This is a genomic window from Streptomyces auratus, from assembly GCF_050433025.1.
Taxonomy (GTDB): domain Bacteria; phylum Actinomycetota; class Actinomycetes; order Streptomycetales; family Streptomycetaceae; genus Streptomyces; species Streptomyces sioyaensis.
Map to the genome: position 1 here is coordinate 935,544 of NZ_JBNGCB010000003.1, position 25,124 is coordinate 960,667.

A 25,124-nucleotide genomic window follows, 5' to 3' on the forward strand; every position below is an offset into this window, starting at 1 on the left:
GGGCACCTCCCAGCGTTAGCTGGGGGAGCCGCAGGCTGATCCACGGAGACCGAAGAGACACCCCCTCGACCGGTCCCGGAACCCCCGCCGCCCGCGCCGGTGTCCCGGTGCGCTGCCGGGCGGCATATCGCAGGCTTGAAGGGTGAAGGCTGACGACCGAGGCACGGACAGCGGCCGCTGGACTCCGGTGTTCCTGATCATTGTGATCGTCGTCGTCGCCGTGCTGGATGCGACGACCGGCCCGGAGCTGCACATCTCGTCCTTCGTGGGCTTCGTCCCGCTGTATGCCGCGCTGCGCTGCTCGTTCCGCCGGACGCTGGTGGTGTCCGCCGTCTTCGTCGGGTGCCTGACCTATGTCGACCTCTTCACCGTGCCCGACTGGATTCCGGCCACCCGGGCGGTGGGCATCTTCGGCTCCCTCCTGGTGGCTGCGTTCTCCCTGGTGCTGTGCCACTTCCGGCTGCAGCGCGAGGCGCTGCACGCCCGGACGTCCCTGGTGGCCGACACGGTGCAGCGGGCGGTGCTGCGCGAGCTGCCGCTGCGGGCGGGCCCGGCCGAGGTGTACGGCTTCTATGTCTCCGCCCAGGAGGGAGCCCGGGTCGGCGGCGACATCTACGAGGCCATCGACACCCCGCACGGGGTGCGGCTGATGATCGGCGACGTCCAGGGCAAGGGCATGCCGGCGATCGGCGCGGGCATCGACGTGCTGGCGTCGTTCCGCGAGGCCGCGCAGTACCAGGCCTCGCTGGAGTCGGTGGCCGGGCGGATGGAGCAGGCGCTGGCCCGCTACAACGCCCGCTCGGCCGAGCCGGGCACCGAAGGGCGCTTCGTCACCGCGCTGCTGATGGAGGTGCGCAGCATGCCCGGCCGGCCGCAGGGCCAGGTGCTGTCGTGCGGCCACATCCCGTACTACCTGGTGCGCGACGGCCAGGTCCACGAGCGCAGCGACGGCGAGGGCGCGCTGCCCCTCGGCCTGGGCGCGCTCAGCGCGGAGCCCCGGCACAGCGTGCGGATCCACCCCGCGCCCGACGACTGGATCGTGCTGTGCACGGACGGCGTGACCGAGGCGCGCTGCACGGACGGCGAGTTCTACCCGATGGCCGAGCGGCTGGCCGGGTGGACGCATCTGGAGCCGGCCGAACTGGCCCGAACGCTCCGCGCCGACCTGGAATCCTTCACCGACGGCGACCTCAAGGACGACGCCACGGTGCTGGTCGTCCGCCGCACCCCCGCCGCCGCTCAGTTGAGCATGGCGCGCGCCGCCGCGGCCTGACGCCGGATCGCCTTCGCCCCGGCGGGCTCGACCGGCTCCACCACCCGCGCGTACTCCTCCAGCTCGGCCGCGCCCGCGAGGAACGCACCGCGCTCGACGAGCAGTTGGGCCCGCTCCAGGCGCAGCCGCGCCGGATGGCTCGGCAGCAGCAGCGACAGCTCCAGCGCCCACAGCTGCACCGCGCTGTGCTCGGGCCGCGCCCGTGCCCAGGCCCGGATGTTGTTGAGCACCCGCAGCACGATCTCCAGGGGGTCGGCGGGCGCCGTCATCCGCCGGCTCAGCCGCTCGCCGGTCGCGCCCGCGACCAGCAGCTCGGTGTCCTCCTCGGTCAGCAGCCGGCCGCCCCCGAACGGATCGGCCAGCACATGCGCGCCCAGGGGGTCGCCGAAGCCGACGACGAAATGGCCGGGCAGCGCCACCCCGTACACGGGGGCGCCGGCCCGCCGGGCGACCTCCATCCACACCACCGACAGCAGGATCGGCAGGCCGCGGCGCCGCCGCAGCACCTCGTGCAGCAGCGAGGACTCCAGCCGCCGGTAGTCGGCGGGCGAGCCGCCGAAGCCGTACCGGGTGCCGAGCAGGTCGGCGAGGTTACGGGCCCAGGCGGCGGGACCGCTGTCGGAGGGGGTGCGCGCGGCGCTGTCGGGCGGGGCGGTGGCCGGGCGACGGTCGGGCGCGTACGGGAGCAGCCCGGCCAGCCGGTCCAGTTCGATCTGCGCCGCGTCGAGGCCCGCCTCGTCCAGCGCGGGATCGGCCTCGGCGCAGATCAGCAGGCACAGCAGCGCCAGATCGGGCCGCTCGGCGCGCGCGGCCTCGGCGAACTGCTGCCGTCGCGCCGCGCGGGCGTCGTCCGCTTCGTGCCCGGGTTCGTGCCCGGGTTCCTGAGGCATGGGGGCACCCCCTTCAGCGCCGGGCGTCCGGCCGGGGCCGCCGGTAGTGATAGCCGTGGTGGTCGGTGAAGCCGAGCCGGTCGTAGAACCCGAGGGCACCGGTGTTGTCCGCCTCGACCTGCAGATACGCCGCCGAGGCGCCCTCCGCGAGGGCCCGTTCGGCGAGCGCCGCCATCACCAGGCCGGCCAGCCCCTGCCGCCGCGCGTCCGGGGCCACCTCGACCGCCGCGAACCCCGCCCAGCGCCCGTCGACGGCCAGCCGTCCGATCGCCGCGGTCCGGCCGTCCGCGTCGTGCACCGTCGCGCACCACACCGAGGGCCCGCCGGTCAGCACCTTCCGGGCGTCCTCGGTGACCTCCTGGCCGCCGCCGCCCTCGCCGGTCCGGTTGTACAGGGCAAGCCAGTCCGCGTCCGGCTCCCGGGCCAGCGCGACCCGGGAGGTGTCCGCCCCGGTGTCGGCGAGCGGCGCCAACGCCGCGATCCGGACCCGGGTGTGCGCCTCGTCGGCCCAGCCGCGCTCCGCCAGCCGGGCGGTCAGCTCTACGTCGGTGTCCTCGCGGCCGGTGGCGACCGCGATCACCGGCGGCAGCCCGCGGGCGCCGTACCACCGGCCGATGTGCTCCAGCGCCGCGTCCAGCGGGAGGCCGGGGTCGCCGAGGGGCAGCACGGAATTGGCGCGGCGGGTGAAGCCCCCCGAAGCACGCAGCGTCCACTGCCCGAGACGCTCCGTATCGACGGCGGGCCAGCCGCGGGCTGCGACCTCCTGGAGCTCCCGGGCGGTGGCCGCCGGGACCTTCCGGCGGGCCGGGGCGGCGGGCACCACCTTGGCCGCCACCAGCGAGGACTCCTCGACCCGGACGCACTCGCCGGTGCGCCGTGTGATGCTCAGCACACCTTCGTCCCAGGATGTGAGAATCCCGACCGCGTCCGTGAACGCCTCCGGCCCCTCCCCGTCCCCGGTCAGGCGCCGGACGGATACCCTTTTGCCCACGTCAGCGCGGGTGATGCGAACCTCCCCGCGGCCACCGGCCAGGAATTCCATCGCTCAAACCGCCCCTCTTGTTCGTCTCGCGCCCGGGAACGGAGATACTAGATGGCGGGCATCGACGACGCCGCGCTCCCGCGCGCCCAGCGGCGGTACTGCCAATCGGTCCGCCGGCCCTACCGAGGAGGAACGACAGCGTGACCTACGTCATCGCGCAGCCTTGTGTCGACGTCAAGGACAAGGCGTGCATCGAGGAGTGCCCGGTCGACTGCATCTACGAGGGCCAGCGGTCCTTGTACATCCACCCGGACGAATGCGTCGACTGTGGCGCCTGTGAGCCGGTGTGCCCGGTCGAGGCGATCTTCTACGAGGACGACACTCCCGAGGAGTGGAAGGACTACTACAAGGCGAATGTGGAGTTCTTCGACGAGCTCGGCTCGCCCGGTGGCGCCAGCAAGCTCGGCCTGATCGAGCGTGACCACTCCTTCATCGCGGCGCTGCCGCCGCAGAACCAGTAACGACCCCAGGGTCAAGGGGGAGCCGCCGCTCCCTCTTGCTTCCCGGGTCTCGCGGTCGCACGGCGCCGCTCGGTCCCGTACGGCCCGTTCCGTACGGGACCGACGCATGTCTGCCGCGGTCCTGGCACCATCCAGAAAGAGAGCACCGTGGGCGCAGCCTCCTCTTCCCAGCCCGTCTCCCCCCGCGCGTCGCTCCGCGACCGCCTGCCCGTGTTCCCCTGGGACCGGCTGGAGCCGTACAAGGCCACCGCTGCCGCGCACGCCGACGGCATCGTCGACCTGTCCGTCGGCACCCCGGTCGACCCGGTCCCCGCGGTGGTGCAGCAGGCGCTGACGGCCGCGGCCGACAGCCCGGGCTACCCGACGGTGTGGGGCACGGCCGCGCTGCGGGACGCCCTCACCGGCTGGGCCGCCGACCGCCTCGGCGCCCGGGGCCTGGACCACACCCATGTGCTGCCGGTCGTCGGCTCCAAGGAGCTGGTGGCCTGGCTGCCGACCCAGCTGGGCCTGGGCCCGGGCGACAAGGTCGGCTACCCGCGCCTGGCCTACCCGACGTACGAGGTCGGCGCCCGCCTGGCCGGCGCCGAGCCGGTCGTCTACGACGACCCCTGGGACCTGGACCCCAGCGGCCTCAAGCTGCTCTGGCTGAACTCGCCGTCCAACCCCACCGGCCGGGTGCTCGGCGCCGACGAGCTGCGCCGCACCGTCGCCTGGGCGCGCGAGCACGGTGTCCTGGTCTTCAGCGACGAGTGCTACCTCGAACTGGGCTGGGAGGCCGACCCGGTCTCTGTGCTGCACCCGGACATCTGCGGCGGCTCCCCGGACGGCCTGGTCGCCGTGCACTCGCTGTCCAAGCGCTCCAACCTCGCCGGCTACCGCTCCGCCTTCCTCGTCGGCGACCCCACGGTCCTCGGCGACCTGCTGCAGATCCGCAAGCACGGCGGCATGATGATCGCGGCCCCGGTCCAGGCCGCCACCGTCGCCGCGCTCGGCGACACCGCCCATGTCGCCGAGCAGCGCGAGCGCTACGCCCGCCGCCGGGCCGCGCTGCGCGGCGCCTTCGAGGTCGCGGGCTTCCGCATCGAGCACAGCGAGGCCTCGCTCTACCTCTGGGCGACCCGCGGCGAGCCCTGCTGGGACACCGTCGCCGCGCTCGCCGAACACGGCATCCTCGTCGCCCCCGGCGAGTTCTACGGCACCGCGGGGGAGCGGTTCGTACGGATCGCCTTCACCGCGACCGACGAGCGGGTGGACGCCGCGGTGCGCCGCCTGTCGAAGTGAGCCGCCGCCGCGCATGACCACGCGCAGGGGCCCGGGGAGCGTCGACTCCCCGGGCCCCTGCGCGTGGCGCGGGCGGGCGGCCGGGTCAGCGGCCGCCGAGCGGCAGACCGCCGAGCAGGCTCTTGGCGGGACCGAGCAGGCCCTGGGACGAGCCGACCAGAGTCTTGGCCGCGTCGAGCGGCAGCCGGTCGGTGGAGATGCCGTGCTTGGCGATCGGGCGGACCAGGGACTCGGCCTTGTCGGCGGCGCCCTGGGTGAGCGGCATGGCCTTCTTCACGGCCGGACCGGCGGTCTCGACGAGTGCCGGGGCGAGCTTCGTCGCCGCTTTGCTGCCGGCCTCGTTGAGCAGGCCGACGCCGTGGTGCGCGGTGCGGTCGAGGGTGGCGCTGGTGTTCTTGGAGTCCAGGGGCGCCGTCAGTCCGCCCAGGTCGGGTGTCTTGGCGGGCAGTTCCACGGCGCTCGCGGAACCGGCCGCAGCGACCACGGGAGCGGCACCCGCTGCAACGAGCAGGGCGGCTCGGGCGATCCGACGCGTAACGGGGAGGGACATGGTGCTCCTTTTACGGAGAAGGACTCGGACTTCTGACAGATGTGCCATGTCCGCCGGGCGGACGCACTGACTACCGCTTCAGAACCCCGAAGGTTGCGGTGAACTCAGGTAAAGAGTTGGTAACGCGTCACATAATCGGCCCTGGCTAAAGGCGGGCAATATGTGCACAGCCGCGGGTGTCGCGGAAACGTCACGGCCCTTTACGCACAAGACAATTGACGGAACCCGGGAAAGGTGCGGTCCTCAACTGCCGCCATAGGAAAGGGAATTGCTTTGGGTGCCCCTTTCGGGGGACCCGGCAAACTATTGCGCGGTGACGATACGCACGTCGTGTGCGGTCGCCGGGGAAGCGGCCGGCTTCGGCTGCCAACCCTTCCCGGAATCGGCCGCGCGCCACGTCCGGCCGGCGTAAGAGATCTGTTCGATGCGCAGCTCGGCGGAGTGCGCCATGGCCCACGTCGCCAGCTCCCAGCCGCGCCGCGGGGCCTCGCCCGCCGCCGGACCGGACTGCCGCACCGGTATCGTCACCCCGCGCCCGCCGCCGGTCGCATGCCCGGCGGAAGCGCCCGCACCCGGGAGCACCTGCGGGCCGAACTCCCGTACCAGCTTCTCCCGCACCTTTGCGGCGCCGCCCGCCTGCGCGTTCACCGGCCCGCTCTCGGTGCAGGTCATCGCGTCCTGATAGCGGCCCGTGAGGGCCCCGGTCAGCCGCGCGGCATTCGCCTCGTGCTTGGCGTACGCCTGCGGAAAGCCGCTGCGCTGCACCTTCTGGGCGGCGACGGTCAGCGGCAGCCGGGAGTACCCGGGCACCTTCGCCAGATGCCGGTAGAACTCCCCGGCCGAATACACGGGGTCCATGATCTGCTGCACGGTGCCCCAGTCCTGCGAGGGCCGTTGCTGGAAGAGCCCGACCGAGTCGCGGTCACCGAAGTCGATGTTGCGCAGCCCCGACTCCTGCATCGCGGTCGCCAGCGCGATGGTCACCGCCCGCTCCGGCAGCCCGCGCGAGGACGCCACGGCCGAGATCGTCGCGGCGTTCGCGGCCTGCTCCGGGGACAGCTCGTACTCCTTGGAGCCGTCCTCGGCGCGCACCGTGCAATGCGGCGCCCCCGGGCCACCGGTGACGTACTGCACGACGAGATAGCCGGCCAGTCCGAGGAGTACGGCGACGGCGGCGACGGTTCGCCACAGGCGGGCACGGGAGACGGAGGATGAGGGCTGGGCGGACACGGGCCCACCGTACTGGAGTGCTCCGGATAGGGTCGGATCCATGGAGCACTCCGGACACCACCCCGCCCTCGACCTGTCGCTCGACGCCGCCGCGCTCACCGCGCAGCTGGTGGATTTCCCCTCCGAGAGCGGAAACGAGAAGGACCTGGCCGACGCCGTCGAGCACGCCCTGCGCGCGCTGCCGCACCTGACCGTCGACCGGTACGGCAACAACATCGTGGCCCGTACCCACCTCGGCCGCGACGAGCGGGTGGTGCTCGCCGGACACCTCGACACGGTGCCGATCGCCGGCAACGTCCCCTCCCGGCTCGACGAGCACGGCGTCCTGTGGGGCTGCGGCACCAGCGACATGAAGTCCGGCGTCGCCGTCCAGCTGCGGACGGCCGCCACGGTCCCGGAGCCCAACCGCGACCTGACCTTCGTCTTCTACGACAACGAAGAGGTCGCCGCCCACCTCAACGGCCTCGGCCATGTCGCCGACGCCCACCCCGACTGGCTCGCCGGTGACTTCGCCGTCCTCCTGGAGTCCTCCGACGGCGAGGTGGAGGGCGGCTGCCAGGGCACCCTGCGGGTCCTGCTGCGCACCAGCGGTGAGCGGGCCCACTCCGCCCGCGGCTGGATGGGCGCCAACGCGATTCACGCCGCCGCCCCGATCCTGGCGAAGCTCGCCGCGTACGAGCCGCGCCGCCCGGTCATCGACGGCCTCGAATTCCGCGAGGGCCTCAACGCCGTCCGCATCGAGGGCGGGGTCGCCAACAACGTCATCCCGGACGCCTGCACGGTCACCGTCAACTTCCGCTACGCCCCGGACCGCACCCCCGACGAGGCGGTGGCCCATGTGCGGGAGGTCTTCGCGGACTGCCCGGTGGACGAGTTCGTCATCGACGACCACTCCCCGGGTGCACTGCCCGGTTTGTCCCACCCGGCGGCCAAGGCCTTCATGGAGGCCGTCGGCGGCAGCGCGCGGCCCAAGTTCGGCTGGACCGACGTCTCCCGTTTCAGCGCGCTGGGCGTCCCCGCCGTCAACTACGGACCCGGCAACCCGCTGCTCGCGCACAAGAAGGACGAGCGGGTCGCCACCGAGCGCATCCTGCACTGCGAGGAGCGGCTGCGCGCCTGGCTGACCGCCTGACCTCGCCCGGTACGGCCGCCGACGGTTCCCCTCCGCACCGAATTCCCCTGCTCTTCACGTCGGCGGATCTAGGCTGAAACGGCACACGTACTGCCAGCGGAGGGAGCACGACATGGCCAGTCCCGAGGGAGCACCGGTCCCCGAGGAGCAGCGGCTGGGCCCCGTACTGCGCCGCCAGGACCAGGTGCAGGCCGGCACCACCGACCAGCGGCTGCTGGACTCCGAAGGCCCTTCCGAGTGGGTGCACACCGACCCCTGGCGCGTGATGCGCATCCAGTCGGAGTTCGTCGAGGGCTTCGGCGCGCTGGCCGAGCTGGGCCCGGCCGTCAGCGTCTTCGGCTCGGCCCGCACCCCGCGGGACGCCAAGGAGTACGACGCCGGGGTACGGCTCGGGCGGGCCCTGGTGGAGGCCGGGTTCGCGGTGATCACCGGGGGCGGCCCCGGCGCCATGGAGGCCGCCAACAAGGGCGCCAACGAGGCCGGTGGCACCTCCGTCGGGCTGGGCATCGAGCTGCCCTTCGAGCAGGGCATGAACGACTATGTGAACCTCGGCGTCGACTTCCGGTACTTCTTCGTGCGCAAAACGTGTTTTGTGAAGTACGCCCGCGGGTTCGTGGTGCTCCCCGGAGGGCTCGGCACCCTCGACGAGCTCTTCGAGGCGCTCACCCTGGTCCAGACCCGTAAGGTCACCCGCTTCCCGATCGTGCTCTTCGGCACGGCCTACTGGAGCGGGCTGGTCGACTGGCTGCGCGACACCCTCATCGCCGAGGGCAAGGCGTCGATGCACGATCTGGAGCTCTTCCACCTCAGCGACGACGTGGACGAGGCGGTCGCGCTGGTGACCAAGGAGGTCGGGATCTAGGGACTGGCGACGCCGGGAATGCCCCCGCCCCCCGCCCTGTTATGGCCCCGCAGGGGGCCCAGGCGTCCCCTACGGCATCTGTTCGCACGAGCCCTAAGGGGCGCGCCTCAACGGGCGCCTTTCTCAGGCCAGGCCCCGGCGGGCGACCGCCGGGGGCCGGTGGCCGGCGATCGAGGCCACCATGTCGAGCACCTGGCGGGTCTCGGCGACCTCGTGGACGCGGTAGACCTGAGCGCCCAGCCAGGCCGAGACGGCGGTGGTCGCCAGGGTGCCGAGCACCCGCTCCTTGACCGGCCGGTCGAGCGTCTCGCCGACGAAGTCCTTGTTGGACAGCGAAACCAGCACCGGCAAGGGGGTGTCCCCCGCGCGAGCGAAGCCGAGAGCTCGGGGAACGGCCGTGGTCATCTCGCCCAGCCGCCGGGTCGCCTCCAGGCTGTGCCGGGTGTTCTTGCCGAAGTCGTGCCCCGGATCGATCAGGATCGCGTCCCGCCGGACCCCCAACTCCACGGCCCGGTCGGCCAGTCCGAGCGTCACCCGCAGGATGTCGGCCAGCACGTCGTCGTACGTCACCCGGTGCGGCCGGGTACGCGGCTCGACGCCGCCCGCGTGGGTGCAGACCAGGCCGACGTCGTAGCGCGCCGCGACCTCGGCGAGCCGCGGGTCGACGCCGCCCCAGGCATCGTTGAGCAGATCCGCGCCGGCCTCGCAGACCGCCTCGCCGACCTCGTGCCGCCAGGTGTCGACGCTGATCACCACATCGGGGAAGCGCTTGCGGACCTCGGCCACGAACCCGACCGTGCGGCGGGCCTCCTCCTCGGCGGTGACCTCCTCGCCGGGACCGGCCTTGACGCCGCCGATGTCGATGATCGCGGCGCCGTCGGCCACGGCCTGCTCCACGCGGGCCAGCGCGGGCTCGTCACGGAACGTGGCGCCCTGGTCGTAGAACGAGTCCGGCGTCCTGTTGACGATCGCCATGATCACCGGCTCGTGCGCCCCGAACTCGCGATTCCCCAGCCGCAGCATTCCCGCACTCCCTCTCCGTGGTCCGGGAGCGACCCTAACTGTCACACCCGCATGGCACGATCAGTGCAGGCACATAGTCCGGGGAGTTGGTCGTGTTCTGGTTCTTGCTGATCGCGATGGTCGTGGTGGTGGCCGCGGTCACGCTCGTGGTCGTCGGCGGTGGTGACGGCGGCGGGCTGCGGGATTCCGAGCCGGACCGGCTGCACGACCCGCTGCCGGAGGACCGCCCGCTGGGCCGCGCCGATGTGGAGGCCGTCCGGCTTCCGGTGACCGTCCGTGGTTACCGCATGAACGACGTCGACGACGTCCTGGACCGCCTCGGCGCCGAGCTGGCCGAGCGCGACGCCCGGATCGCCGAGCTGGAGGCGGCGCTCGCCGGAGCGCACGCCTCCGCGATGGGCGGCCCCGGGCTCATACAGGACGGCCCGCCCGTGCTGGGGCCGGTGCAGGAGCCGGGAGAGGGTTCCGGCGACCGGACGTCCGCGGACGGGCCCGACGCCCCCGCGTCCCCGGAAGGCGAGGACCGGGCATGAGCGGGGTGGTGCGCGAACCGGACGGCATTCCGCGCTGCCCGTGGGGCATGGAGTCGCCGCAGATGGCCGACTACCGCGCCTATCACGACACCGAATGGGGCCTGCCGGTCCATGGTGACGATGCCCTCTTCGAGCGAATGAGCCTGGAGGCGTTCCAGTCCGGGCTCTCGTGGATCACGATCCTGCGGCGCCGCCCCGGCTTCCGCGCCGCGTTCGCCGGTTTCCGCATCCCGGAGGTCGCGCGGTTCACGGACGCGGACGCCGAGCGGCTGCTCGCCGACCCCGGCATCATCCGCAACCGCGCCAAGATCGCCGCGACGATAGGCAACGCCAAGATCGCCGCCGGGCTGGCCCCCGGCGAACTCGACGACCTGATCTGGTCCTACGCCCCCGACCGCACCGGCCGGCCGGTGCCGCGCACCGTCGACGAGGTGCTGCCGGTGACCCCGGAGTCGACGGCGCTCGCCAAGGACCTCAAGAAGCGCGGCTTCCGCTTCGTCGGCCCGACCACCGCATACGCGATGATGCAGGCGTGCGGCCTGGTCAACGACCATCTGGCGGACTGCCATGTCCGCCGGGCGGTGGACGCGGCGGCCGGCTGACCCGGGCCGGACGGGCGGCACCGGCGGGCAGCGGGAGCCGGGGGTGGCCGGGGGTGGCCGGTCGGTGGTGGCCGCTCACCGGGCAGCCCGGCGGTGGCCGGTCACCCGGCAGCCCGGGGCCGGCGGGCGGTAGCGCCATCACCCGGCAGCCCGGGGCCGGCCGGCGGCGCCGCGGTCAGCGCCCCAGGAAGGCCGGCTTCTCCTTCTTCACGAAGGCCTCGACGGCGATCTGATGGTCCTCCGACGCCCCGGCGCGGCCCTGCAACTCGTCCTCCTTGCCGAGCGTCTCGGCGAGTGAGTGCTCCGCCCCGTAGGCCAGCGATTCCTTGATCGCCGCATAGGCGGCGGTCGGGCCCTGGGCCAGCCGGCGGGCGACGGCCGCGGCCTGGTCGGCCAGCTCCCCGGCCGGCACCACCTTGTTGGCGATGCCCAGGTCGTACGCCTCCTGGGCGCTGATGTTGCGGGGGAAGAGCAGCAGATCGGCGGCCCGGCCATGCCCGATCAGCCGGGGCAGCGTCCAGGACATCCCGGAGTCGGCGGTCAGCGCGACGCCCGCGAAGGAGGTGTTGAAGGACGCCGAGTCGGCGACCACGCGGTAGTCGGCCGCCATCGCAAAGCCCGCACCGGCGCCCGCGGCGACCCCGTTCACGCCCGCGACCACGGGCTTGGGCATCCCGGCCAGCGCCGTCACGATCGGGTTGTAGTGCTCACGCACGGTGTTCATGGTGGCGCCGGACCCGGTGGCCCGGTCCTCGGCCAGCAGGCCGATGTGCTCCTTGAGGTCCTGCCCGACGCAGAAGGCGCGCCCGGTGGCGGTCAGCAGAACGGCTCGTACGGCGGGGTCGGCCGCGGCGTCCTTCAGAGTGTCCCGCAGCAGGACCTTCGCCTCGATGTTCAGCGCGTTCATCGCATCGGGGCGGTTGAGCGTGATCGTCGCCAGCCCGTCGGTCACGTCGTAGAGCACGGTGTCGGCCATAGTGGGAGTCCCCTCCGTCGCGGCTCGGACTGCTCGGCAGCGGCAGTCAGCGCTCAGGATGCCGGAGATCATCGGGCCCCGGCATGTGACGTACGTCAAAGATTGCGGGCGCGTCGGAGGACGGCGGTCGGCGGAGTATTGCAGCCCCCTCCCCGAATTGAGGGGGTTTGCGGGAGCACCTTGCCGAAGGGAAGCTGCCCGATGTTGGTCATCGGGTCGTTCGATGCGGGATAATGGCCTGGAAGCAATGTGTTCGATGCCGGTGACACGTGCCTATTCGGGCCGTCGGCTGAGATGAGCTGGTTTCAGGAAGGGGAACGAGCATGGCGGCCATGAAGCCGCGGACGGGCGACGGCCCGCTCGAGGTGACCAAGGAGGGGCGGGGCATCGTCATGCGCGTTCCGCTCGAAGGCGGCGGGCGGCTCGTCGTCGAGCTGACCCCCGACGAAGCCAAGGCCCTGGGTGAGGCCCTGGACAAGGTCACCGTCTGACAAGGGCGGCGCAACCGGCGGTTTCCCGGGGCTGACCCCGGTATCCCCAGCCGAATTACCCCGGCCCCGGCATGCGGCGCGCACATCCTGCGCGCCGCATGCCGGGGCCGTTTCGCACCCGGCGCGCCGGGGCGGGTCAGCTGCGTCTGACCGCGCAGAGCAGTCCGTCGCCGACCGGCAGCAGGGCCGGTACCAGTGCCGTGCTCTCCCGTACGGCCCGCAGCAGCTCCCGCAGCCGCAGCACCTCCGCGGGCTGCACCGCCGAGTCGACCGTACGGCCGTCCGCGAAGACGCCCTCGAAGCAGACCAGGCCGCCGGGGCGCAGCAGACGCAACGATTCAGCGAGGTACTCCAAGCACTCCATCAGGTCGCCGTCGCAGAAGACGAGGTCGTATCCGCCGTCCGCGAGGCGGGGCAGGACGTCCAGGGCGCGGCCGGGGATGAAGCGGGCGCGGTTGCCGGCGAAGCCCGCGGCGCGGAACGCCTGCTTGGCGAACGCCTGCCGCTCGGGTTCGAGGTCCACGGTGGTCAGCACCCCGTCGGGCCGCATGCCGTGCAGGAGATGGATGCCCGACACGCCCGTCCCGGTGCCGATCTCGGCGACGGCCTTGGCGTCCGCGGCGGCGGCGAGCAGGCGCAGCGCCGCGCCGGTGCCGTTGGTCACCGTACGGATGCCGACCTCCTGCGCACGGTCACGTGCCCAGCTCAGGGCGGCCTCGGCGCTGTCGTCGATGGTCCCGGCGCCGTACGCCTCGGCGAATGCCAAGCTCGTCTGCCGGTTGCCGGTAATGGCCCTCTCCTGTCCCCGTAGTTGACGCAACCGTGACTGTATCCGCTGGACGCGGGAACTCGCAGATGGGACCGGGCGTTGAGGAGGGGTGGAAGGGTGACGGGGGGACGCACCGGTGAAGACCGCGCGAGACACGCAGCAAGACCAGAAGCAGGACCAAATGCAGGTCAAAACTGCTTATCCGGAGCTAACGGGCGAGGTGGATATGGTAGGGGCTCTACTGGACACCACCAGAGCCACCAGGGGAGGTGCGGCTGCGACGGGTGACCGTCGAGTGCTGAGGCGCTTGAAAAGGTCGTTCGCCGAGCCGAAATCCGTGACCAACACCGCTGACCGTTTCCTTCCCCACTCTCGACTTCGCTCGAGTGGGGGGACCGCCGACTCCGCAACGACCGCGACCTTTGCCGCAGACGCGGATGCGCAGGCGTGGACTCCGCCCAGCTGGGAGGAGATCGTCAGCACCCACAGCGCACGGGTCTACCGCCTCGCCTACCGCCTCACCGGCAATCAGCACGACGCCGAGGACCTCACCCAGGAAGTGTTCGTCCGCGTCTTCCGCTCCCTGTCGACGTACACCCCCGGTACGTTCGAGGGCTGGCTGCACCGCATCACGACCAACCTCTTCCTGGACATGGTCCGGCGCCGTCAGCGCATCCGCTTCGATGCGCTCGGTGACGACGCCGCCGAGCGGCTCCCCAGCCGGGAGCCCTCCCCGCAGCAGCACTTCAACGACACGCACTTCGACGCCGATGTGCAGCATGCGCTGGACACCCTCGCGCCCGAGTTCCGGGCCGCCGTGGTGCTGTGCGACATCGAGGGCCTGTCGTACGAGGAGATCGCCGCGACGCTCGGCGTCAAGCTCGGCACGGTCCGCAGCCGGATCCACCGTGGCCGCTCGCATCTGCGCAAGTCCCTCAAGCACCGCGCCCCGGCCACCCGCGCCGAAGAGCGCGAGCAGCGGCGGTCGCTGGCCGTGGTGCCCACGGGGGAGGTCGGAATCGCGTGAGCGGCAGCGGCGGTCCGTCCCCCGCCGAGGCGCACCTCGGCGACCGCCTCGCGGCCCTGGTCGACGGCGAGTTGGGGCATGACGCGCGCGAGCGGGTGCTCGCGCATCTTGCGACCTGCGGCAAGTGCAAGGCGGAGGCCGACGCGCAGCGTCGGCTGAAGACCGTCTTCGCCCAGACCGCGCCCCCCGGCCCGTCCGAGGGTCTGCTGGCGCGTCTGCAGCAGCTGCCCGGCGGTGACCCGAGCGGTCCCGGCAGCCGGCTCGGCAACGGCAGCTTCGGACGGGGCGACTTCGCCCGGGACAGCGGCGCGTTCTCCTATGTCGCCTCCCCGGGCCACGGCCCTGCCCTGGCCGGCGTCGCCCCCCAGCCCCGCGCCCGCGGCATCCGCGTCCACGAGGCCGACCGGCCCGGCCAGCGGCGCCGGTTCGCCTTCGCGGCGGCCGGTGCGGTCTCCCTCGCGGCCATCGCGCTGGGCGGCGCCCTCCCGCTGGAGGCGGCCGCCGATCTGCCCGGCGGACGCGCCGACGGCAGCGGCAGCACCGTCACCCCGCTCAGCGTCAGCCCCGCGGCCGACAGCGATGTGCTGTTCCGCGGTGACCCCTTCCCCGCCGGCCCTTCCCGGGTGGACGGCCGACAGCCGTCCGGCGGTCCGACCCTCGCCCCGGCCCCCAGCGCCATGACCCTGTACGGCCCCGGTGCGGCGCCCCCCACCCCGTCGTACTCCGCGCCGGCCGGCGGATTCGGGCTGTCGCCGCTGATAGCCGCGACCGGTCCGGTCACGGCGTACGACTTCCCGCCCCTGACGCCGGCCACCGGCGGACCTCCCGTGCGGAAGAACCCGCCCCAGCTCTCCCCCCTGGAGCCCATGCGCCCGCTGAGCGGCCCCGCCACCTCGGCCGGCCCGCGCGTACATGGCTCAACCCCCGCCCAGCGTTGACCGTCCCCTGCGCAGCCCCGCGCGGAACTGGTTGAATCCCTCTGGGCGGCGCACCCCTGAGCGGGCGTATGCCGCGAGGTGGTGGTGGCCCGCGCAGGGGTGCGGGCGAATTCTGGGGAGAGCATGGACGACGGTAAGGCCGCCGGGCCGAAGCTGAAGTGGTGGAGCCGCCCGGGAGGCACCGCGCGCACGGAACCCTCGGCCGAGGCCGGTCCGGCGGCGGAGGGGGCAGCGGCCGAGGCGTCCGGCACGTCCGAGGCACAGGGCACGGAGGACTGGCTCATGCGTCCGCCGGAGCCGCGCAACGGCGTGGCGGAGCGTGCGGTTCCGGAGCCGTCCGAGGGTGAGGTTTCAGCCGAAAGGGCCACGGAAAACGCCGAGTTGGCCACGGTTCCGGGCGGAACGGGCGCGGACGCCACGGCTCAGGACGCCGCCGGGGCCGGCGGGGACGGGACGCCCGGTGCGCGCCCGGAGCCGTCGACCGTGACGCTCGGCAAGGTGGCCGAGGGCGCGCGGGACGGAGCGACGGCCGGTCCGCGGCCGACGGACCCGGACGGCACGACGACGACCGCGGCGACGGCTCCGGCCCCCGCCGAGGCCTCGCCCCTCGCGTCGGTGACGGCCGGCGGCCCGGCCGCCGCGCCACGGCGGCAGCGGCCGCTGCACGACGAGGACCCCTACGGAACCCCTCCCTACGGTGGCCCCGGACCGTGGGCGCCGGCACCGCCCGTACAGCGGCCGGTGGCGACGCCCGCCCACGGCACCGTCCTCCCGCCGGCCACCGGGCCACTGCCCCCGTACGGAGCCCCCGCCGCGCCGGCCGCGGGCTACCCGAGCCCCCCGCAGTCCTCGGCGCCGGCCGCACCGCCCGCCGGGCACGCGGCCGCTGCGGGCACCGCCGGCGAGGACCACCCGCCGCTCGCGCCCGGCGCCGAGCAGCGGCACCCGGCCGCGCCGGCCGACCCCGCACACCCCCGGCCGGCCACCGAGCCCGCCACCTCCCCGCAGCCGGGACTCCCTCCTCGGCCCGCTTCCGGCGCCGCCGCCGGGCCGCACGACCCCGCCCCACACCCCGCCCCCCTGGACCCCGCCGGACCGCAGCCGCTCTCGGCCGTGCCCGGCGACCCCGGAGCGCCCCCGGCCGCCGGCCATCCCGGCGGACCGCACGGCGCCTGGCACCAGTACGACCCGTGGAGCGCGCCGCTGCAGGGCGGACCCGCCGCGGCGCCGCCCGCCCGCCGCCGGGGGCCGGTGGTCGCCGCCGCGGTGGTGCTCGCGCTGCTGGCGGGCGGCGTCGGCGGCGGCGTCGGCGCCTATGTCGAGCGCTACGGCGGGTTCAACGACATCCGGCTGCCGCAGGCCGGCGGGGACGAGGGCGGCCGCAGGCCCGACAGCGTCGCCGGGATCGCGCAGGCCGCGCTGCCCGGGGTGGTCACGATCCGTGTCCGGGGCAGCGCCGAACAGGGCACCGGCACCGGCTTCGTCCTCGACCACCAGGGGCACATCCTCACCAACAACCACGTCGTCGAACCGGCCGCCACCGGCGGCGAGATCTCGGTGACCTTCAGCGGCGGCCAGACGGCCAAGGCCCGGGTCGTCGGCCGGGACGGCGGCTACGACCTCGCGGTCGTCCAGGTGGAGGGCGTCACGGGGCTGCGGCCGCTCCCCCTCGGCAACTCCGACGCGGTGCGGGTCGGCGACCCCGTGGTGGCGATCGGTGCACCGTTCGACCTCGCCAACACCGTCACCTCCGGGATCATCAGCGCCAAGCAGCGCCCGATCACCGCGGGCGGCCAGAAGGGCGACGGCAGCGATGTGTCGTACGTGGACGCGCTGCAGACCGACGCCCCCATCAACCCGGGCAACTCCGGCGGCCCGCTGGTCGACACCAGGGCGCGGGTGATCGGCATCAACAGCGCCATCCGCGCGGCCGACAACGGCAGCGGCCTGGAAGGCGGCGCCCAGGGCGGCAGCATAGGGCTGGGCTTCGCCATACCGATCAACCAGGCCAAGCGGGTGGCCGAGGAGCTGATCAACACCGGCAAGGCGACCCACCCGGTGATCGGCGTGACGCTGGAGATGGAGTACGCCGGTGACGGGGCGCGGGTCAGCGAGCACAGCAAGGACGGCAAGCAGCCGGTCGCCCCGGGCGGCCCCGGTGCCAAGGCCGGGATCAAGGCCGGCGATGTGATCACCGAGGTGGACGGCGCCCCGGTGCACAGCGGCCAGGAGCTGATCGTCAAGATCCGCAGCCACCGGCCGGGCGACACCCTGGCGCTGACCCTCCAAAGGGGCGGCAAGGAACGGTCCGTTCGGCTCAGTCTGGGTTCTTCCAGCACCGGCTGATCGTTTGCATGGTGTTGGCACGGGTGACTCCCGTCTGACGTACGGGGCCAGGTACGGTGAGAGGCGGCCTGGCCCAAAGGCCTGCGAAGGCCGCGGATACCCAAGGAGCTGCACGGTGTTCTTCGACATAGGACCCCTCGAGCTGGTCGCGCTCGTGATCCTTGCCGTGCTCATCTTCGGTCCGGACAAGCTCCCCAAGGTCATCCAGGACGTCATGACCTTCATCCGCAAAGTGCGGGCGTTCTCCGACAGCGCCAAGGAGGACATCCGCAGCGAGCTGGGGCCGGAGTTCAAGGACTTCGAGTTCGAGGACCTCAAGCCCAAGAACTTCGTACGCAAGCACGTCCTGGAGAAGGACGAGTACGGCCTCAAGGACCTTCAGGAGATCCGTAACGGCTTCGACCTGAAGAAGGAGATGGCAGAGGTCACCGACGCCGTCAACGGCCACGACGGCGCGTCGTCCGCCACGCCCTCGAACGGCTCAGGTCCGAGCCTGTCCAAGGGGTCCCCGGCAGCCTCCGCCGGCACCCCTGACCTGCGAAAGAAGCCTCAGGAGCCGGAGTCCGGCGAGCGTCCGCCGTTCGACGCGGACGCCACCTGACCACATGATATGACCGGCTGTGTTGACGCCTATGGCTATGCTCCCGTTGTCCGGGGTTCGGTCGCCTGAGGGGGGCGGGCCGCCCACGACGCAGGGCAACTAGGAGGCTTCGCGCAGATGGAGACGACGAGTCCGTCAGCGACACACGAGGCGGCCGCCGAAGCCGGCCGGAAGGTCGACGGCTATCTGCTGGCCGCATTCCCGTGGTACGGCCTCGACGAGGCGTTCACCGGTCCGCGCTGGCTGATGCGGGTCGGGGCGGCCGCCGACGGGACCGTCGAGCACGGCGCCACGGGGCACGGCGAGGAGCCGACCATCAAGGTGGAGCCGCCGCAGGACGAGCGGTTCGCGGTGGTGGTGACGGTCGCCAGCCGCCCCGTACGGCGCAGCGGCGACGGCACCGGCGTACTGGAGGCGACCTCGGTCTCGACGGCCGCCTGGCTCGCGGGCTCCGGGCTGCTCGCCCAGACCTGGCCGACCCAGATGGACCGGACGCTGCGCCAGGACTGGCTGGACCAGCAGACGATGCTCGCCTGGGAGCTGGCCGACGACCTCGGCGGCGGGAGCTGGAGCGAGCTGATGCTGCCGGTGGACGGCGTGCCCACGTCGTTCGCCTATCGCGAGTCCGAGTACGGCTGGGTGCTGGCGGGTTCGGCGAACGAGGGCCCCGAGGGGGTGCACATCGGCGCCTACGGGCGCGGGATGAGCGCCTACGGGCTGGGCTTCTCGGTGATCAAGGACCTCACCACGTACGCGGACTGAACGGCACGGCACGAAGGGGCGGACCCGTACGGGCCCGCCCCTTCGTCGTGCTCGGGAGCCGGCGGGGGCGGTTGCCCGTCCCGCAGCGGCCCGCGGCCGTCAGAACTTGTTGCGCGGGGTGATCCCCAGCGACATGCCGGACAGGCCCCGCTGCCGGCCGCCCAGCTTGCCGGCGATCGACCGGATCGCCGACCCGGCGGGGGAGTCGGGGTCGGTCAGCACGACCGGCTTGCCCTCGTCGCTGCCCTCGCGCAGCCGGACGTCGATCGGGATGGCGCCGAGCACCGGCACCTGCGCGCCGGTCGTCCTCGTCAGGCCCTCGGCGACCCGCTCGCCGCCGCCGGTACCGAAGACATCGACCATCTCGTCGCAGTGCGGGCAGGGCAGCCCGGACATGTTCTCCACCACGCCGACGATCTTCTGGTGGGTCTGCACGGCGATCGAACCGGCCCGCTCGGCGACCTCGGCGGCGGCCTGCTGCGGGGTGGTGACCACCAGGATCTCGGCGTTCGGCACCAGCTGCGCCACCGAAATGGCGATGTCGCCGGTGCCCGGGGGCAGGTCCAGGAGGAGGACGTCCAGGTCGCCCCAGTAGACGTCGGCGAGGAACTGCTGGAGGGCGCGGTGCAGCATCGGGCCGCGCCAGACGACGGGGGCGTTGCCCGGGGTGAACATGCCGATCGAGATGACCTTCACGCCGTTCGCCGACGGCGGCATGATCATGTTCTCGACCTGGGTGGGCTTGCCGTCGGCGCCCAGCATCCGGGGCACGGAGTGGCCGTAGATGTCGGCGTCCACGACACCGACCTTCAGCCCGTCGGCCGCCATCGCCGCGGCCAGGTTGACCGTCACCGACGACTTGCCGACGCCGCCCTTGCCGGAGGCGACCGCGTACACCCGGGTCAGCGAACCGGGCTGGGCGAACGGCACCTCGCGCTCGGCGGTGCCGCCGCGCAGCGACGACGCCAGCTCCTTGCGCTGCTCGTCGCTCATCACGTCCAGCTCGACGGCGACGGAGGTGACGCCCTCGACCCGCTCGACGGCCTCCCGCACCGTGCGGGTGATCGTCTCGCGCATCGGGCAGCCGGAGACGGTGAGGTAGACCACGACCGCCACCGCACCGTCGGCCGCGATGTCCACCGATTTGACCATCCCCAGCTCGGTGATGGGGCGGTGGATCTCGGGGTCGTTCACCGTCGCGAGCGCTTCGCGGATCGCGTCCTCGCTCGGGGTGGCGCCTGGGGGCGTGTCGGTAGCCATGACCCGATGGTACGGCTCATGAGGGGGCCTCCGGTAAGACCGTCAGCGGTCGCGTTCATCACTCTGTGCGCCGGCCGGCTGCCGCTGTTCCAGATCCCGTTGCAGGTCCTGGAGCTCGGAGCGGAGCCAGTCGCGGGTGGCGACCTCGCCCAGGCCGAGCCGCAGCGCCGCGATCTCCCGTGTCAGGTACTCGGTGTCGGCGATGGAGCGCTCGTTCTGCTTGCGGTCCTGCTCGTGGGTGACCCGGTCGCGGTCGTCCTGGCGGTTCTGGGCCAGCAGGATCAGCGGCGCCGCGTACGAGGCCTGCAGCGACAGCACCAGGGTCAGGAAGATGAACGGGTACCGGTCGAACCGCAGCGGGTTGGGTGCGGTGGTGTTCCAGACGACCCACACGATGATGGTGAACGTCATCCAGACGAGGAAGCGGCCGGTCCCCAGGAAGCGGGCGATCTTCTCCGAGAGCCGCCCGAACGCCTCCGGGTCGTATTCCGGCAGGAACGTCCGGCGCGGGGCGCGCGGCTGGTCGAGACGTACCCGGGGGCGGTCGGTGGCGCCCCGGCGCAGCGCCGAGGCACCGTTCGCGCGCGACCGTTCCCTGCCGCCGTCCCGCTCCTCAGCGCCCATCCGCGGCCTTCCCCAGGCTCCCGCCGCCGGTCAGACCGGCCGTCGTGGAGCCGTGCAGCCCGTCCTCGCGCCAGTCGTCCGGCAGCAGATGGTCCAGCACGTCGTCGACGGTGACCGCGCCCAGCAGCGCCCCGCTCTCGTCCACGACCGGTGCGGCGACCATGTTGTACGCGGCCAGATAGCTGGTCACCTCCGGCAGCGGGGTGTCCGGCGGCAGGGCCGGCAGATCGGTGTCGGCGATCGAGCTGACGAGGGTGAACGGCGGGTCGCGCAGCAGCCGTTGGAAGTGCACCAGACCCAGGTACTTGCCGGTGGGGGTCTCGTCGGGCGGCCGGCAGACGTAGACCTGGGCGGCCAGCGCGGGGGACAGGTCCGGGTCACGCACCCGGGCCAGCGCGTCCGCGACGGTCGCGTCCGGGCGCAGCACGATCGGGTCGGTGGTCATCAGCCCGCCCGCGGTCCGCTCCTCGTACGCCATCAGCCGCCGCACGTCCGCGGCCTCCTCCGGCCGCATCAGCGCCAGCAGCCGTTCCTTCTCCTCCTCCGGCAGCTCGGAGAGCAGGTCGGCGGCGTCGTCGGGGTCCATCGCCTCCAGGACGTCGGCGGCCCGCTCGTCCTTCAGCTTGCCGAGGATCTCGACCTGGTCGTCCTCCGGCAGCTCCTCCAGGACGTCGGCGAGCCGGTCGTCGTCGAGCGCGGCGGCGACCTCGGCCCGCCGCTTGGGGGAGAGGTGGTGCAGTACGCCCGCCAGATCGGCCGGGCGCAGCTGTTCGAAGGTGGCCAGCAGACTCTCCGCACCCTGGCCGTGCTCCTCCAGCGAGAAGCCGGTCACCGCCGACCACTCCACGGTCAGCGCCTCCCCCTTGCGGCGCAGCGCCCCGCCCTTGCCCTTGCGCACGAAGACCTTCTCGATCTCCCAGTCGCGCCGTGCGGGCAGCTGGGTGATGCCGACGTCCAGGACGGTGACCTCCTCGCCGGTCTCCACCAGCCGTACCCGCCGGTCGAGCAGCTCGCCCAGCACCAGCGTCTCGGACGACCGCTGCTCGAAGCGCCGCATGTTGACCACGCCGGTGATGACGATCTGGCCGGAGTCCACACCGCTCACCCGGGTCATGGGCACGAAGATCCGGCGTCTGCTGATCACCTCGACGACCACACCGAGCAGCCGCGGCGGGCGCTGGCCGACCCGGAGCAGCGCGACGAGGTCCCGCAGCCGGCCGACCTGGTCGCCGTTGGGGTCGAAGACGGGGGTGCCGGAGAGATGGGAGACGAAGACCCGGGGAGTCACGACTGCCATGCCGAGCGCCGCCCTTTCTCCCGTTAGATCCGGAATACGGCATTAATCCGGGTTCAGGCTAACGCGCCCAGGTCGGTGCCGCCCCGGGGGAAGAGGCCGTAGGGTGACCGCCCCGCACCCCGCCGACGACCGTGCCCGTCCCAGGTACGCTGCCGTACTGCTGTCGAGATCACCCGCATCAGGAGGCAGAGCCGACGTGAGCGCAATCCCCCCGGGCGCCGGCCCCCGATCCCCCTCCGGAACCCGTCGTACGGGACGGGCGGCGCTGGTGGCGGCGGTCTGCGCGGCACTGGCCGCGGCGCTGACGGGCTGCGGCGGCGGCGAGGACCCCGACGCGGGCACCAACGGTCTGGGAAAGCTGCCCCCCACGAAGATCGAATCCAAGGCGCGGGCCGCGGCCCAGCGCGCCGGGACGGTGCACCTCTCCGGCAACGTGGTCAGCCAGGGCCGCACCTACAAGCTCGACATGAGCCTGGCCAAGGACGGTGCCAAGGGGGAGCTGACCACGAAGGAGGCGGCTTTCCAGGTGCTGCGGGTCGGCGATGCGCTCTACCTGAAGGCCGATGCGTCCTTCTGGGCCGGCGAGAAGGGCGGCGCCGCCGGCGGGGCGGCGAGCAAGCTCGACGGCAAATACGTCAAGGTGCCCGCCGCGGACCCGGTCTACAAGCGCTTCAGCGGCTTCACCGACAAGGACACGCTGCTCGCCGGTCTGCTCGGGCTGCACGGCAAGCTGACGGCCGGTGACCGCAGCGACGTCGGCGGGGTCCGCACCATCCGGCTGACCGCCGCCGCCGGCGCGGGCGGCACCCTGGACGTCTCGCTGGACGGGACGCCCTATCCGCTGCGGCTGCAGCGCGCCGGCGGGGCGGGCGTGCTCCGGCTCGACGACTGGGGCAAGCACGTGGACCTGCGCGCCCCGGCCGGTGGCCAGGTCGTGGACTACGGCAGCAAGATCGGCAAGGGCTGAGGGGGCGGGCGCCGGGCGTCAGCCCTTGCGTCCCCGCCGCAGCAGCTTCGGCAGCGCGGCCGGGGCGGGCCGCCGGGTGATCGCGGGCGTGGCCCGCGGCGGCACGGCGTGCGAGTCCTCGGGCATCAGGCCGGGGCGCTGCCCGGCCTCCCCGGTCGGCTCCAGGCGCAGCACCCGGCACTCCCGGGCCCAGCGCTCGGTGAGGGTGTCCGCGTCCGGCGCGTTGAGCCGCTTGCCCTTGAGCTCGTCGACCGCGGCCCGCCAGGCCTCGCTCTCCGGCGCCGGCTCGACGACCCGGGCCTGCCAGACGATCAGCCGGCCGCCCTTGTCCTTGCTGCGGACGGTCACCGTCGCCGTACCGCCGTCGGTGAGCCCGAGGCCGGCCAGCGGCTGTTCGCCGGGCCCGTCCCCGACGAGGCAGGCGGCGCCGTCGAGCCACAGATGCCACAGCGCCCGGGCCGGGCCCGCGCTTCCCCGCACCCAGATGAGGCCGGACTTCTTCGTGGCCTCTTCGATGAGCGCCCGATCCTGCAGGGCCTGCGACACGGTCTCCGTCATACGAGCCAGCCTAATGGCCCCGTCCGGGGCGGCCCGGAGCCGCCCGGACGCTGAGATCCGCGGACCCGGCGGCGGACCGGGTCACAGCCACCCGTTGCGCTTGAACCCGCGGCGGATACCGAAACAGATGGCGACCGTCGCCAGCAGCACGGCCGGGTAGCCGAACTTCCAGTGCAGCTCCGGCATGTAGTCGAAGTTCATGCCGTAGATCCCGGCGATCATCGTCGGGACGGCGAAGATCGCCGCCCACGCCGTGATCTTGCGCATGTCCTCGTTCTGCGCGACGGCCGCCTGCGCGAGATTGGCCTGCAGGATGGAGTTGAGCAGATCGTCGAAGGACAGCACCTGCTCGTTGACCCGCGCCAGGTGGTCGGCGACGTCCCGGAAGTACTTCTGGATGTCGGAGTCGACCAGCCGCATCGGCCGCTCGCTCAGCAGCTGCATCGGCCGCAGCAGCGGCGACACCGCGCGCTTGAACTCCAGTACCTCACGCTTGAGTTGGTAGATCCGCCCGGCGTCGCCGCCCTTGGGGGAGCCCTTGCCGTTGGTGCCCGAGCTGAAGACGTCGATCTCCACCTCGTCGATGTCGTCCTGGACCGCGCCGGCCACCGCCATGTAGCCGTCGACGACCTGGTCGGCGATCGCGTGCAGCACCGCGGACGGCCCCTTGGCCAGCAGCTCCGGGTCGTCCTGCAGCCGGTGCCGCAGCGCGCGCAGCGAGCCCTGGCCGCCGTGCCGCACGGTCACGATGAAGTCCCGCCCGGTGAAGCACATCACCTCGCCGGTCTCCACGACCTCGCTGGTCGCGGTCAGCTCGGCGTGCTCGACGTAGTGCACCGTCTTGAAGACCGTGAACAGGGTCTCGTCGTAGCGCTCCAGCTTGGGCCGCTGGTGCGCGTGCACGGCGTCCTCGACGGCGAGCGGGTGCAGCCCGAACTCCTGGGCGATGCCGGCGAATTCGGCCTCGGTCGGCTCGTGCAGCCCGATCCAGGCGAAGCCGCCCTCGGACCGCACCGACGCCATCGCCTCGGCAGGGGAGACGTGCTCACTCACCCGGCGGCCCTCGCGGTACACACCGCAGTCCACGATGGCGCTGTTGGCGCAGGTCTTCGGGGACGCGGCGTAGCCGTACGGGGAGTCGTCGCGCCGCCGGGCGGGGCGGACGGCGGCACGCAGGTCACGGATCATCGACATGGCAGGCTCCTTCACGGGCCGGCCGTCAGCTGCGGGCGCGGGGCGCAGCGCTGCCCGGAACGTGGACGTACGAGGCGTCATCGGCCGTACGTCCGCAAAGCGGGCGGCGCTCCGTGCGGGGGTACTGACGGCAGTTCGCAGAAAACACGGAACAAAGAGTCGAAGGCGCTCTTCCGTCATCTACTTCCGGCGCAAAGGTGCTTCCCTGGTTTCGCCGCTGGACGGCGGGGTACGGAAGCTCTCGGATCAGGAGATTCGCTGCGCGAGGGGGATGACAGGAGAACTATCGGTACTGCACGGTCGACTCGGATCCACCGCAGCCCCACCTCCTCCGGCCGGTCCCCGCTGGGGGACGACGTCATTCCCTGACCAGACGGCAAGGCTATCAGCCGCCTGCCGCTCCGCCGCGCCGCTTTGCCTGTTCCATACGAAGAA

Annotated in this window: 26 protein-coding genes; 14 read left to right on the forward strand and 12 right to left on the reverse strand. The window is 72.8% G+C overall.

What is annotated here, in order from left to right:
- Nucleotides 1-142 precede the first annotated feature (142 nt).
- Nucleotides 143-1,273: a PP2C family protein-serine/threonine phosphatase gene (locus tag BKA18_RS23790; protein ID WP_366044260.1), complete on the forward strand. Its 1,131-nt coding sequence runs from the start codon at nucleotides 143-145 to the stop codon at nucleotides 1,271-1,273.
- On the opposite strand, the gene BKA18_RS23795 is transcribed toward BKA18_RS23790, so the two are convergent.
- A complete protein-coding gene (locus BKA18_RS23795; protein ID WP_366044259.1) occupies nucleotides 1,240-2,163 on the reverse strand; it encodes a transglutaminase-like domain-containing protein in 924 nt (307 codons plus the stop codon). The two genes, BKA18_RS23790 and BKA18_RS23795, sit on opposite strands and share 34 nt — an antisense overlap.
- Before the next feature lie 13 nt (nucleotides 2,164-2,176).
- Entirely contained in the window at nucleotides 2,177-3,205 is a 1,029-nt protein-coding gene (locus tag BKA18_RS23800; protein WP_366044258.1) for a GNAT family N-acetyltransferase, read from the reverse strand.
- Between the two features lie 140 nt (nucleotides 3,206-3,345).
- Here BKA18_RS23800 and fdxA point away from each other — a divergent pair, with 140 nt between their 5' ends.
- Nucleotides 3,346-3,666 carry a ferredoxin gene (fdxA, locus tag BKA18_RS23805; RefSeq protein ID WP_006603298.1) on the forward strand — a complete coding sequence of 107 codons (321 nt, stop codon included), beginning with the start codon at nucleotides 3,346-3,348 and terminating at the stop codon, nucleotides 3,664-3,666.
- A gap of 147 nt (nucleotides 3,667-3,813) precedes the next feature.
- The gene (dapC, locus tag BKA18_RS23810; RefSeq protein WP_366044257.1) at nucleotides 3,814-4,947 is read left to right on the forward strand and encodes a succinyldiaminopimelate transaminase; all 1,134 of its coding nucleotides are present in this window, start codon (nucleotides 3,814-3,816) and stop codon (nucleotides 4,945-4,947) included.
- A gap of 85 nt (nucleotides 4,948-5,032) precedes the next feature.
- Here the strand turns inward: dapC and BKA18_RS23815 are convergent, their stop codons facing one another.
- Both BKA18_RS23815 and BKA18_RS23820 read right to left on the reverse strand, forming a co-directional pair.
- On the reverse strand, nucleotides 5,033-5,497 hold the full coding sequence (locus BKA18_RS23815) for a hypothetical protein (protein ID WP_040898395.1): 465 nt from the start codon (nucleotides 5,495-5,497) through the stop codon (nucleotides 5,033-5,035).
- A 303-nt stretch (nucleotides 5,498-5,800) separates the two neighbouring features.
- Nucleotides 5,801-6,727, reverse strand: a complete 927-nt coding sequence (locus tag BKA18_RS23820) for a VldE C-terminal domain-containing protein (RefSeq protein ID WP_366044256.1) — start codon at nucleotides 6,725-6,727, stop codon at nucleotides 5,801-5,803.
- A gap of 40 nt (nucleotides 6,728-6,767) precedes the next feature.
- On the opposite strand from BKA18_RS23820, the gene dapE reads away from it, so the two are divergent.
- Both dapE and BKA18_RS23830 read left to right on the forward strand, forming a co-directional pair.
- Nucleotides 6,768-7,859 (forward strand): succinyl-diaminopimelate desuccinylase, encoded by a 1,092-nt coding sequence (dapE, locus tag BKA18_RS23825; RefSeq protein WP_006603294.1) that lies wholly within the window; start codon nucleotides 6,768-6,770, stop codon nucleotides 7,857-7,859.
- A 112-nt stretch (nucleotides 7,860-7,971) separates the two neighbouring features.
- Nucleotides 7,972-8,721, forward strand: a complete 750-nt coding sequence (locus BKA18_RS23830; RefSeq protein ID WP_006603293.1) for an LOG family protein — start codon at nucleotides 7,972-7,974, stop codon at nucleotides 8,719-8,721.
- Between the two features lie 123 nt (nucleotides 8,722-8,844).
- Here BKA18_RS23830 and folP read toward each other — a convergent pair whose 3' ends face one another.
- Nucleotides 8,845-9,744 (reverse strand): dihydropteroate synthase, encoded by a 900-nt coding sequence (gene folP, locus BKA18_RS23835; RefSeq protein WP_366044255.1) that lies wholly within the window; start codon nucleotides 9,742-9,744, stop codon nucleotides 8,845-8,847.
- Between the two features lie 92 nt (nucleotides 9,745-9,836).
- On the opposite strand from folP, the gene BKA18_RS23840 reads away from it, so the two are divergent.
- Together BKA18_RS23840 and BKA18_RS23845 are read left to right on the forward strand one after the other, a co-directional pair.
- Nucleotides 9,837-10,277 (forward strand): DivIVA domain-containing protein, encoded by a 441-nt coding sequence (locus tag BKA18_RS23840; RefSeq protein WP_366044254.1) that lies wholly within the window; start codon nucleotides 9,837-9,839, stop codon nucleotides 10,275-10,277.
- On the forward strand, nucleotides 10,274-10,879 hold the full coding sequence (locus BKA18_RS23845; protein WP_366044253.1) for a DNA-3-methyladenine glycosylase I: 606 nt from the start codon (nucleotides 10,274-10,276) through the stop codon (nucleotides 10,877-10,879). Before BKA18_RS23840 ends, BKA18_RS23845 begins: the two co-directional genes overlap by 4 nt.
- A gap of 175 nt (nucleotides 10,880-11,054) precedes the next feature.
- Here the strand turns inward: BKA18_RS23845 and chcB are convergent, their stop codons facing one another.
- Nucleotides 11,055-11,855 carry a 2-cyclohexenylcarbonyl CoA isomerase gene (chcB, locus tag BKA18_RS23850; protein ID WP_366044252.1) on the reverse strand — a complete coding sequence of 267 codons (801 nt, stop codon included), beginning with the start codon at nucleotides 11,853-11,855 and terminating at the stop codon, nucleotides 11,055-11,057.
- A gap of 323 nt (nucleotides 11,856-12,178) precedes the next feature.
- Here chcB and BKA18_RS23855 point away from each other — a divergent pair, with 323 nt between their 5' ends.
- Nucleotides 12,179-12,346, forward strand: coding sequence for a DUF3117 domain-containing protein (locus tag BKA18_RS23855; RefSeq protein WP_006603288.1), 168 nt, complete (start codon nucleotides 12,179-12,181; stop codon nucleotides 12,344-12,346).
- 136 nt (nucleotides 12,347-12,482) lie between these two features.
- Here the strand turns inward: BKA18_RS23855 and BKA18_RS23860 are convergent, their stop codons facing one another.
- Nucleotides 12,483-13,166 (reverse strand): O-methyltransferase, encoded by a 684-nt coding sequence (locus BKA18_RS23860; protein ID WP_366044251.1) that lies wholly within the window; start codon nucleotides 13,164-13,166, stop codon nucleotides 12,483-12,485.
- A 286-nt stretch (nucleotides 13,167-13,452) separates the two neighbouring features.
- Between BKA18_RS23860 and sigE the strand changes: the two genes are divergently transcribed.
- The 5 genes from sigE (at nucleotide 13,453) to BKA18_RS23885 (ending at nucleotide 18,789) form a co-directional block, all read left to right on the forward strand.
- Complete coding sequence (gene sigE, locus BKA18_RS23865; RefSeq protein ID WP_006603286.1) at nucleotides 13,453-14,142, forward strand: RNA polymerase sigma factor SigE; 690 nt, start codon at nucleotides 13,453-13,455, stop codon at nucleotides 14,140-14,142.
- On the forward strand, nucleotides 14,139-15,080 hold the full coding sequence (locus BKA18_RS23870) for an anti-sigma factor family protein (protein ID WP_366044250.1): 942 nt from the start codon (nucleotides 14,139-14,141) through the stop codon (nucleotides 15,078-15,080). Before sigE ends, BKA18_RS23870 begins: the two co-directional genes overlap by 4 nt.
- A 123-nt stretch (nucleotides 15,081-15,203) precedes the next feature.
- A complete protein-coding gene (locus tag BKA18_RS23875; RefSeq protein WP_366044249.1) occupies nucleotides 15,204-17,426 on the forward strand; it encodes a S1C family serine protease in 2,223 nt (740 codons plus the stop codon).
- Nucleotides 17,427-17,541: 115 nt separating this feature from the next.
- Nucleotides 17,542-18,027, forward strand: a complete 486-nt coding sequence (locus BKA18_RS23880) for a sec-independent translocase (RefSeq protein ID WP_006603282.1) — start codon at nucleotides 17,542-17,544, stop codon at nucleotides 18,025-18,027.
- A 117-nt stretch (nucleotides 18,028-18,144) separates the two neighbouring features.
- On the forward strand, nucleotides 18,145-18,789 hold the full coding sequence (locus BKA18_RS23885; protein WP_366044248.1) for a hypothetical protein: 645 nt from the start codon (nucleotides 18,145-18,147) through the stop codon (nucleotides 18,787-18,789).
- 99 nt (nucleotides 18,790-18,888) lie between these two features.
- Here BKA18_RS23885 and BKA18_RS23890 read toward each other — a convergent pair whose 3' ends face one another.
- Genes BKA18_RS23890 through BKA18_RS23900 form a run of 3 tightly spaced genes read right to left on the reverse strand, consistent with a single transcriptional unit; the run spans nucleotide 18,889 to nucleotide 21,970 of the window.
- Entirely contained in the window at nucleotides 18,889-20,049 is a 1,161-nt protein-coding gene (locus BKA18_RS23890) for an Mrp/NBP35 family ATP-binding protein (protein WP_366044247.1), read from the reverse strand.
- 42 nt (nucleotides 20,050-20,091) lie between these two features.
- Nucleotides 20,092-20,673: a DUF1003 domain-containing protein gene (locus BKA18_RS23895; RefSeq protein ID WP_366044246.1), complete on the reverse strand. Its 582-nt coding sequence runs from the start codon at nucleotides 20,671-20,673 to the stop codon at nucleotides 20,092-20,094.
- Entirely contained in the window at nucleotides 20,663-21,970 is a 1,308-nt protein-coding gene (locus tag BKA18_RS23900) for a magnesium transporter MgtE N-terminal domain-containing protein (RefSeq protein WP_366044245.1), read from the reverse strand. The genes BKA18_RS23895 and BKA18_RS23900 overlap by 11 nt, the downstream gene beginning before the upstream one ends.
- A 196-nt stretch (nucleotides 21,971-22,166) precedes the next feature.
- On the opposite strand from BKA18_RS23900, the gene BKA18_RS23905 reads away from it, so the two are divergent.
- Nucleotides 22,167-22,937, forward strand: a complete 771-nt coding sequence (locus BKA18_RS23905; protein ID WP_429638572.1) for a hypothetical protein — start codon at nucleotides 22,167-22,169, stop codon at nucleotides 22,935-22,937.
- 18 nt (nucleotides 22,938-22,955) lie between these two features.
- On the opposite strand, the gene BKA18_RS23910 is transcribed toward BKA18_RS23905, so the two are convergent.
- Both BKA18_RS23910 and BKA18_RS23915 read right to left on the reverse strand, forming a co-directional pair.
- Nucleotides 22,956-23,495 carry a hypothetical protein gene (locus tag BKA18_RS23910; RefSeq protein WP_366044244.1) on the reverse strand — a complete coding sequence of 180 codons (540 nt, stop codon included), beginning with the start codon at nucleotides 23,493-23,495 and terminating at the stop codon, nucleotides 22,956-22,958.
- An 81-nt stretch (nucleotides 23,496-23,576) separates the two neighbouring features.
- Nucleotides 23,577-24,689, reverse strand: coding sequence for a magnesium and cobalt transport protein CorA (locus BKA18_RS23915; RefSeq protein WP_366044243.1), 1,113 nt, complete (start codon nucleotides 24,687-24,689; stop codon nucleotides 23,577-23,579).
- Nucleotides 24,690-25,124: the final 435 nt, after the last annotated feature.

Coding starts and splice junctions, on each gene's coding strand:
- BKA18_RS23795 (WP_366044259.1), bottom strand. CDS start 2,163: ATGCCTCAGGAACCCGGGCACGAACCCGGGCACGAAGCGGACGACGCC.
- BKA18_RS23800 (WP_366044258.1), bottom strand. CDS start 3,205: ATGGAATTCCTGGCCGGTGGCCGCGGGGAGGTTCGCATCACCCGCGCT.
- BKA18_RS23815 (WP_040898395.1), bottom strand. CDS start 5,497: ATGTCCCTCCCCGTTACGCGTCGGATCGCCCGAGCCGCCCTGCTCGTT.
- dapE (WP_006603294.1), top strand. CDS start 6,768: ATGGAGCACTCCGGACACCACCCCGCCCTCGACCTGTCGCTCGACGCC.
- BKA18_RS23830 (WP_006603293.1), top strand. CDS start 7,972: ATGGCCAGTCCCGAGGGAGCACCGGTCCCCGAGGAGCAGCGGCTGGGC.
- folP (WP_366044255.1), bottom strand. CDS start 9,744: ATGCTGCGGCTGGGGAATCGCGAGTTCGGGGCGCACGAGCCGGTGATC.
- BKA18_RS23845 (WP_366044253.1), top strand. CDS start 10,274: ATGAGCGGGGTGGTGCGCGAACCGGACGGCATTCCGCGCTGCCCGTGG.
- chcB (WP_366044252.1), bottom strand. CDS start 11,855: ATGGCCGACACCGTGCTCTACGACGTGACCGACGGGCTGGCGACGATC.
- BKA18_RS23855 (WP_006603288.1), top strand. CDS start 12,179: ATGGCGGCCATGAAGCCGCGGACGGGCGACGGCCCGCTCGAGGTGACC.
- BKA18_RS23875 (WP_366044249.1), top strand. CDS start 15,204: ATGGACGACGGTAAGGCCGCCGGGCCGAAGCTGAAGTGGTGGAGCCGC.
- BKA18_RS23885 (WP_366044248.1), top strand. CDS start 18,145: ATGGAGACGACGAGTCCGTCAGCGACACACGAGGCGGCCGCCGAAGCC.
- BKA18_RS23890 (WP_366044247.1), bottom strand. CDS start 20,049: ATGGCTACCGACACGCCCCCAGGCGCCACCCCGAGCGAGGACGCGATC.
- BKA18_RS23895 (WP_366044246.1), bottom strand. CDS start 20,673: ATGGGCGCTGAGGAGCGGGACGGCGGCAGGGAACGGTCGCGCGCGAAC.
- BKA18_RS23900 (WP_366044245.1), bottom strand. CDS start 21,970: ATGGCAGTCGTGACTCCCCGGGTCTTCGTCTCCCATCTCTCCGGCACC.
- BKA18_RS23910 (WP_366044244.1), bottom strand. CDS start 23,495: ATGACGGAGACCGTGTCGCAGGCCCTGCAGGATCGGGCGCTCATCGAA.
- BKA18_RS23915 (WP_366044243.1), bottom strand. CDS start 24,689: ATGTCGATGATCCGTGACCTGCGTGCCGCCGTCCGCCCCGCCCGGCGG.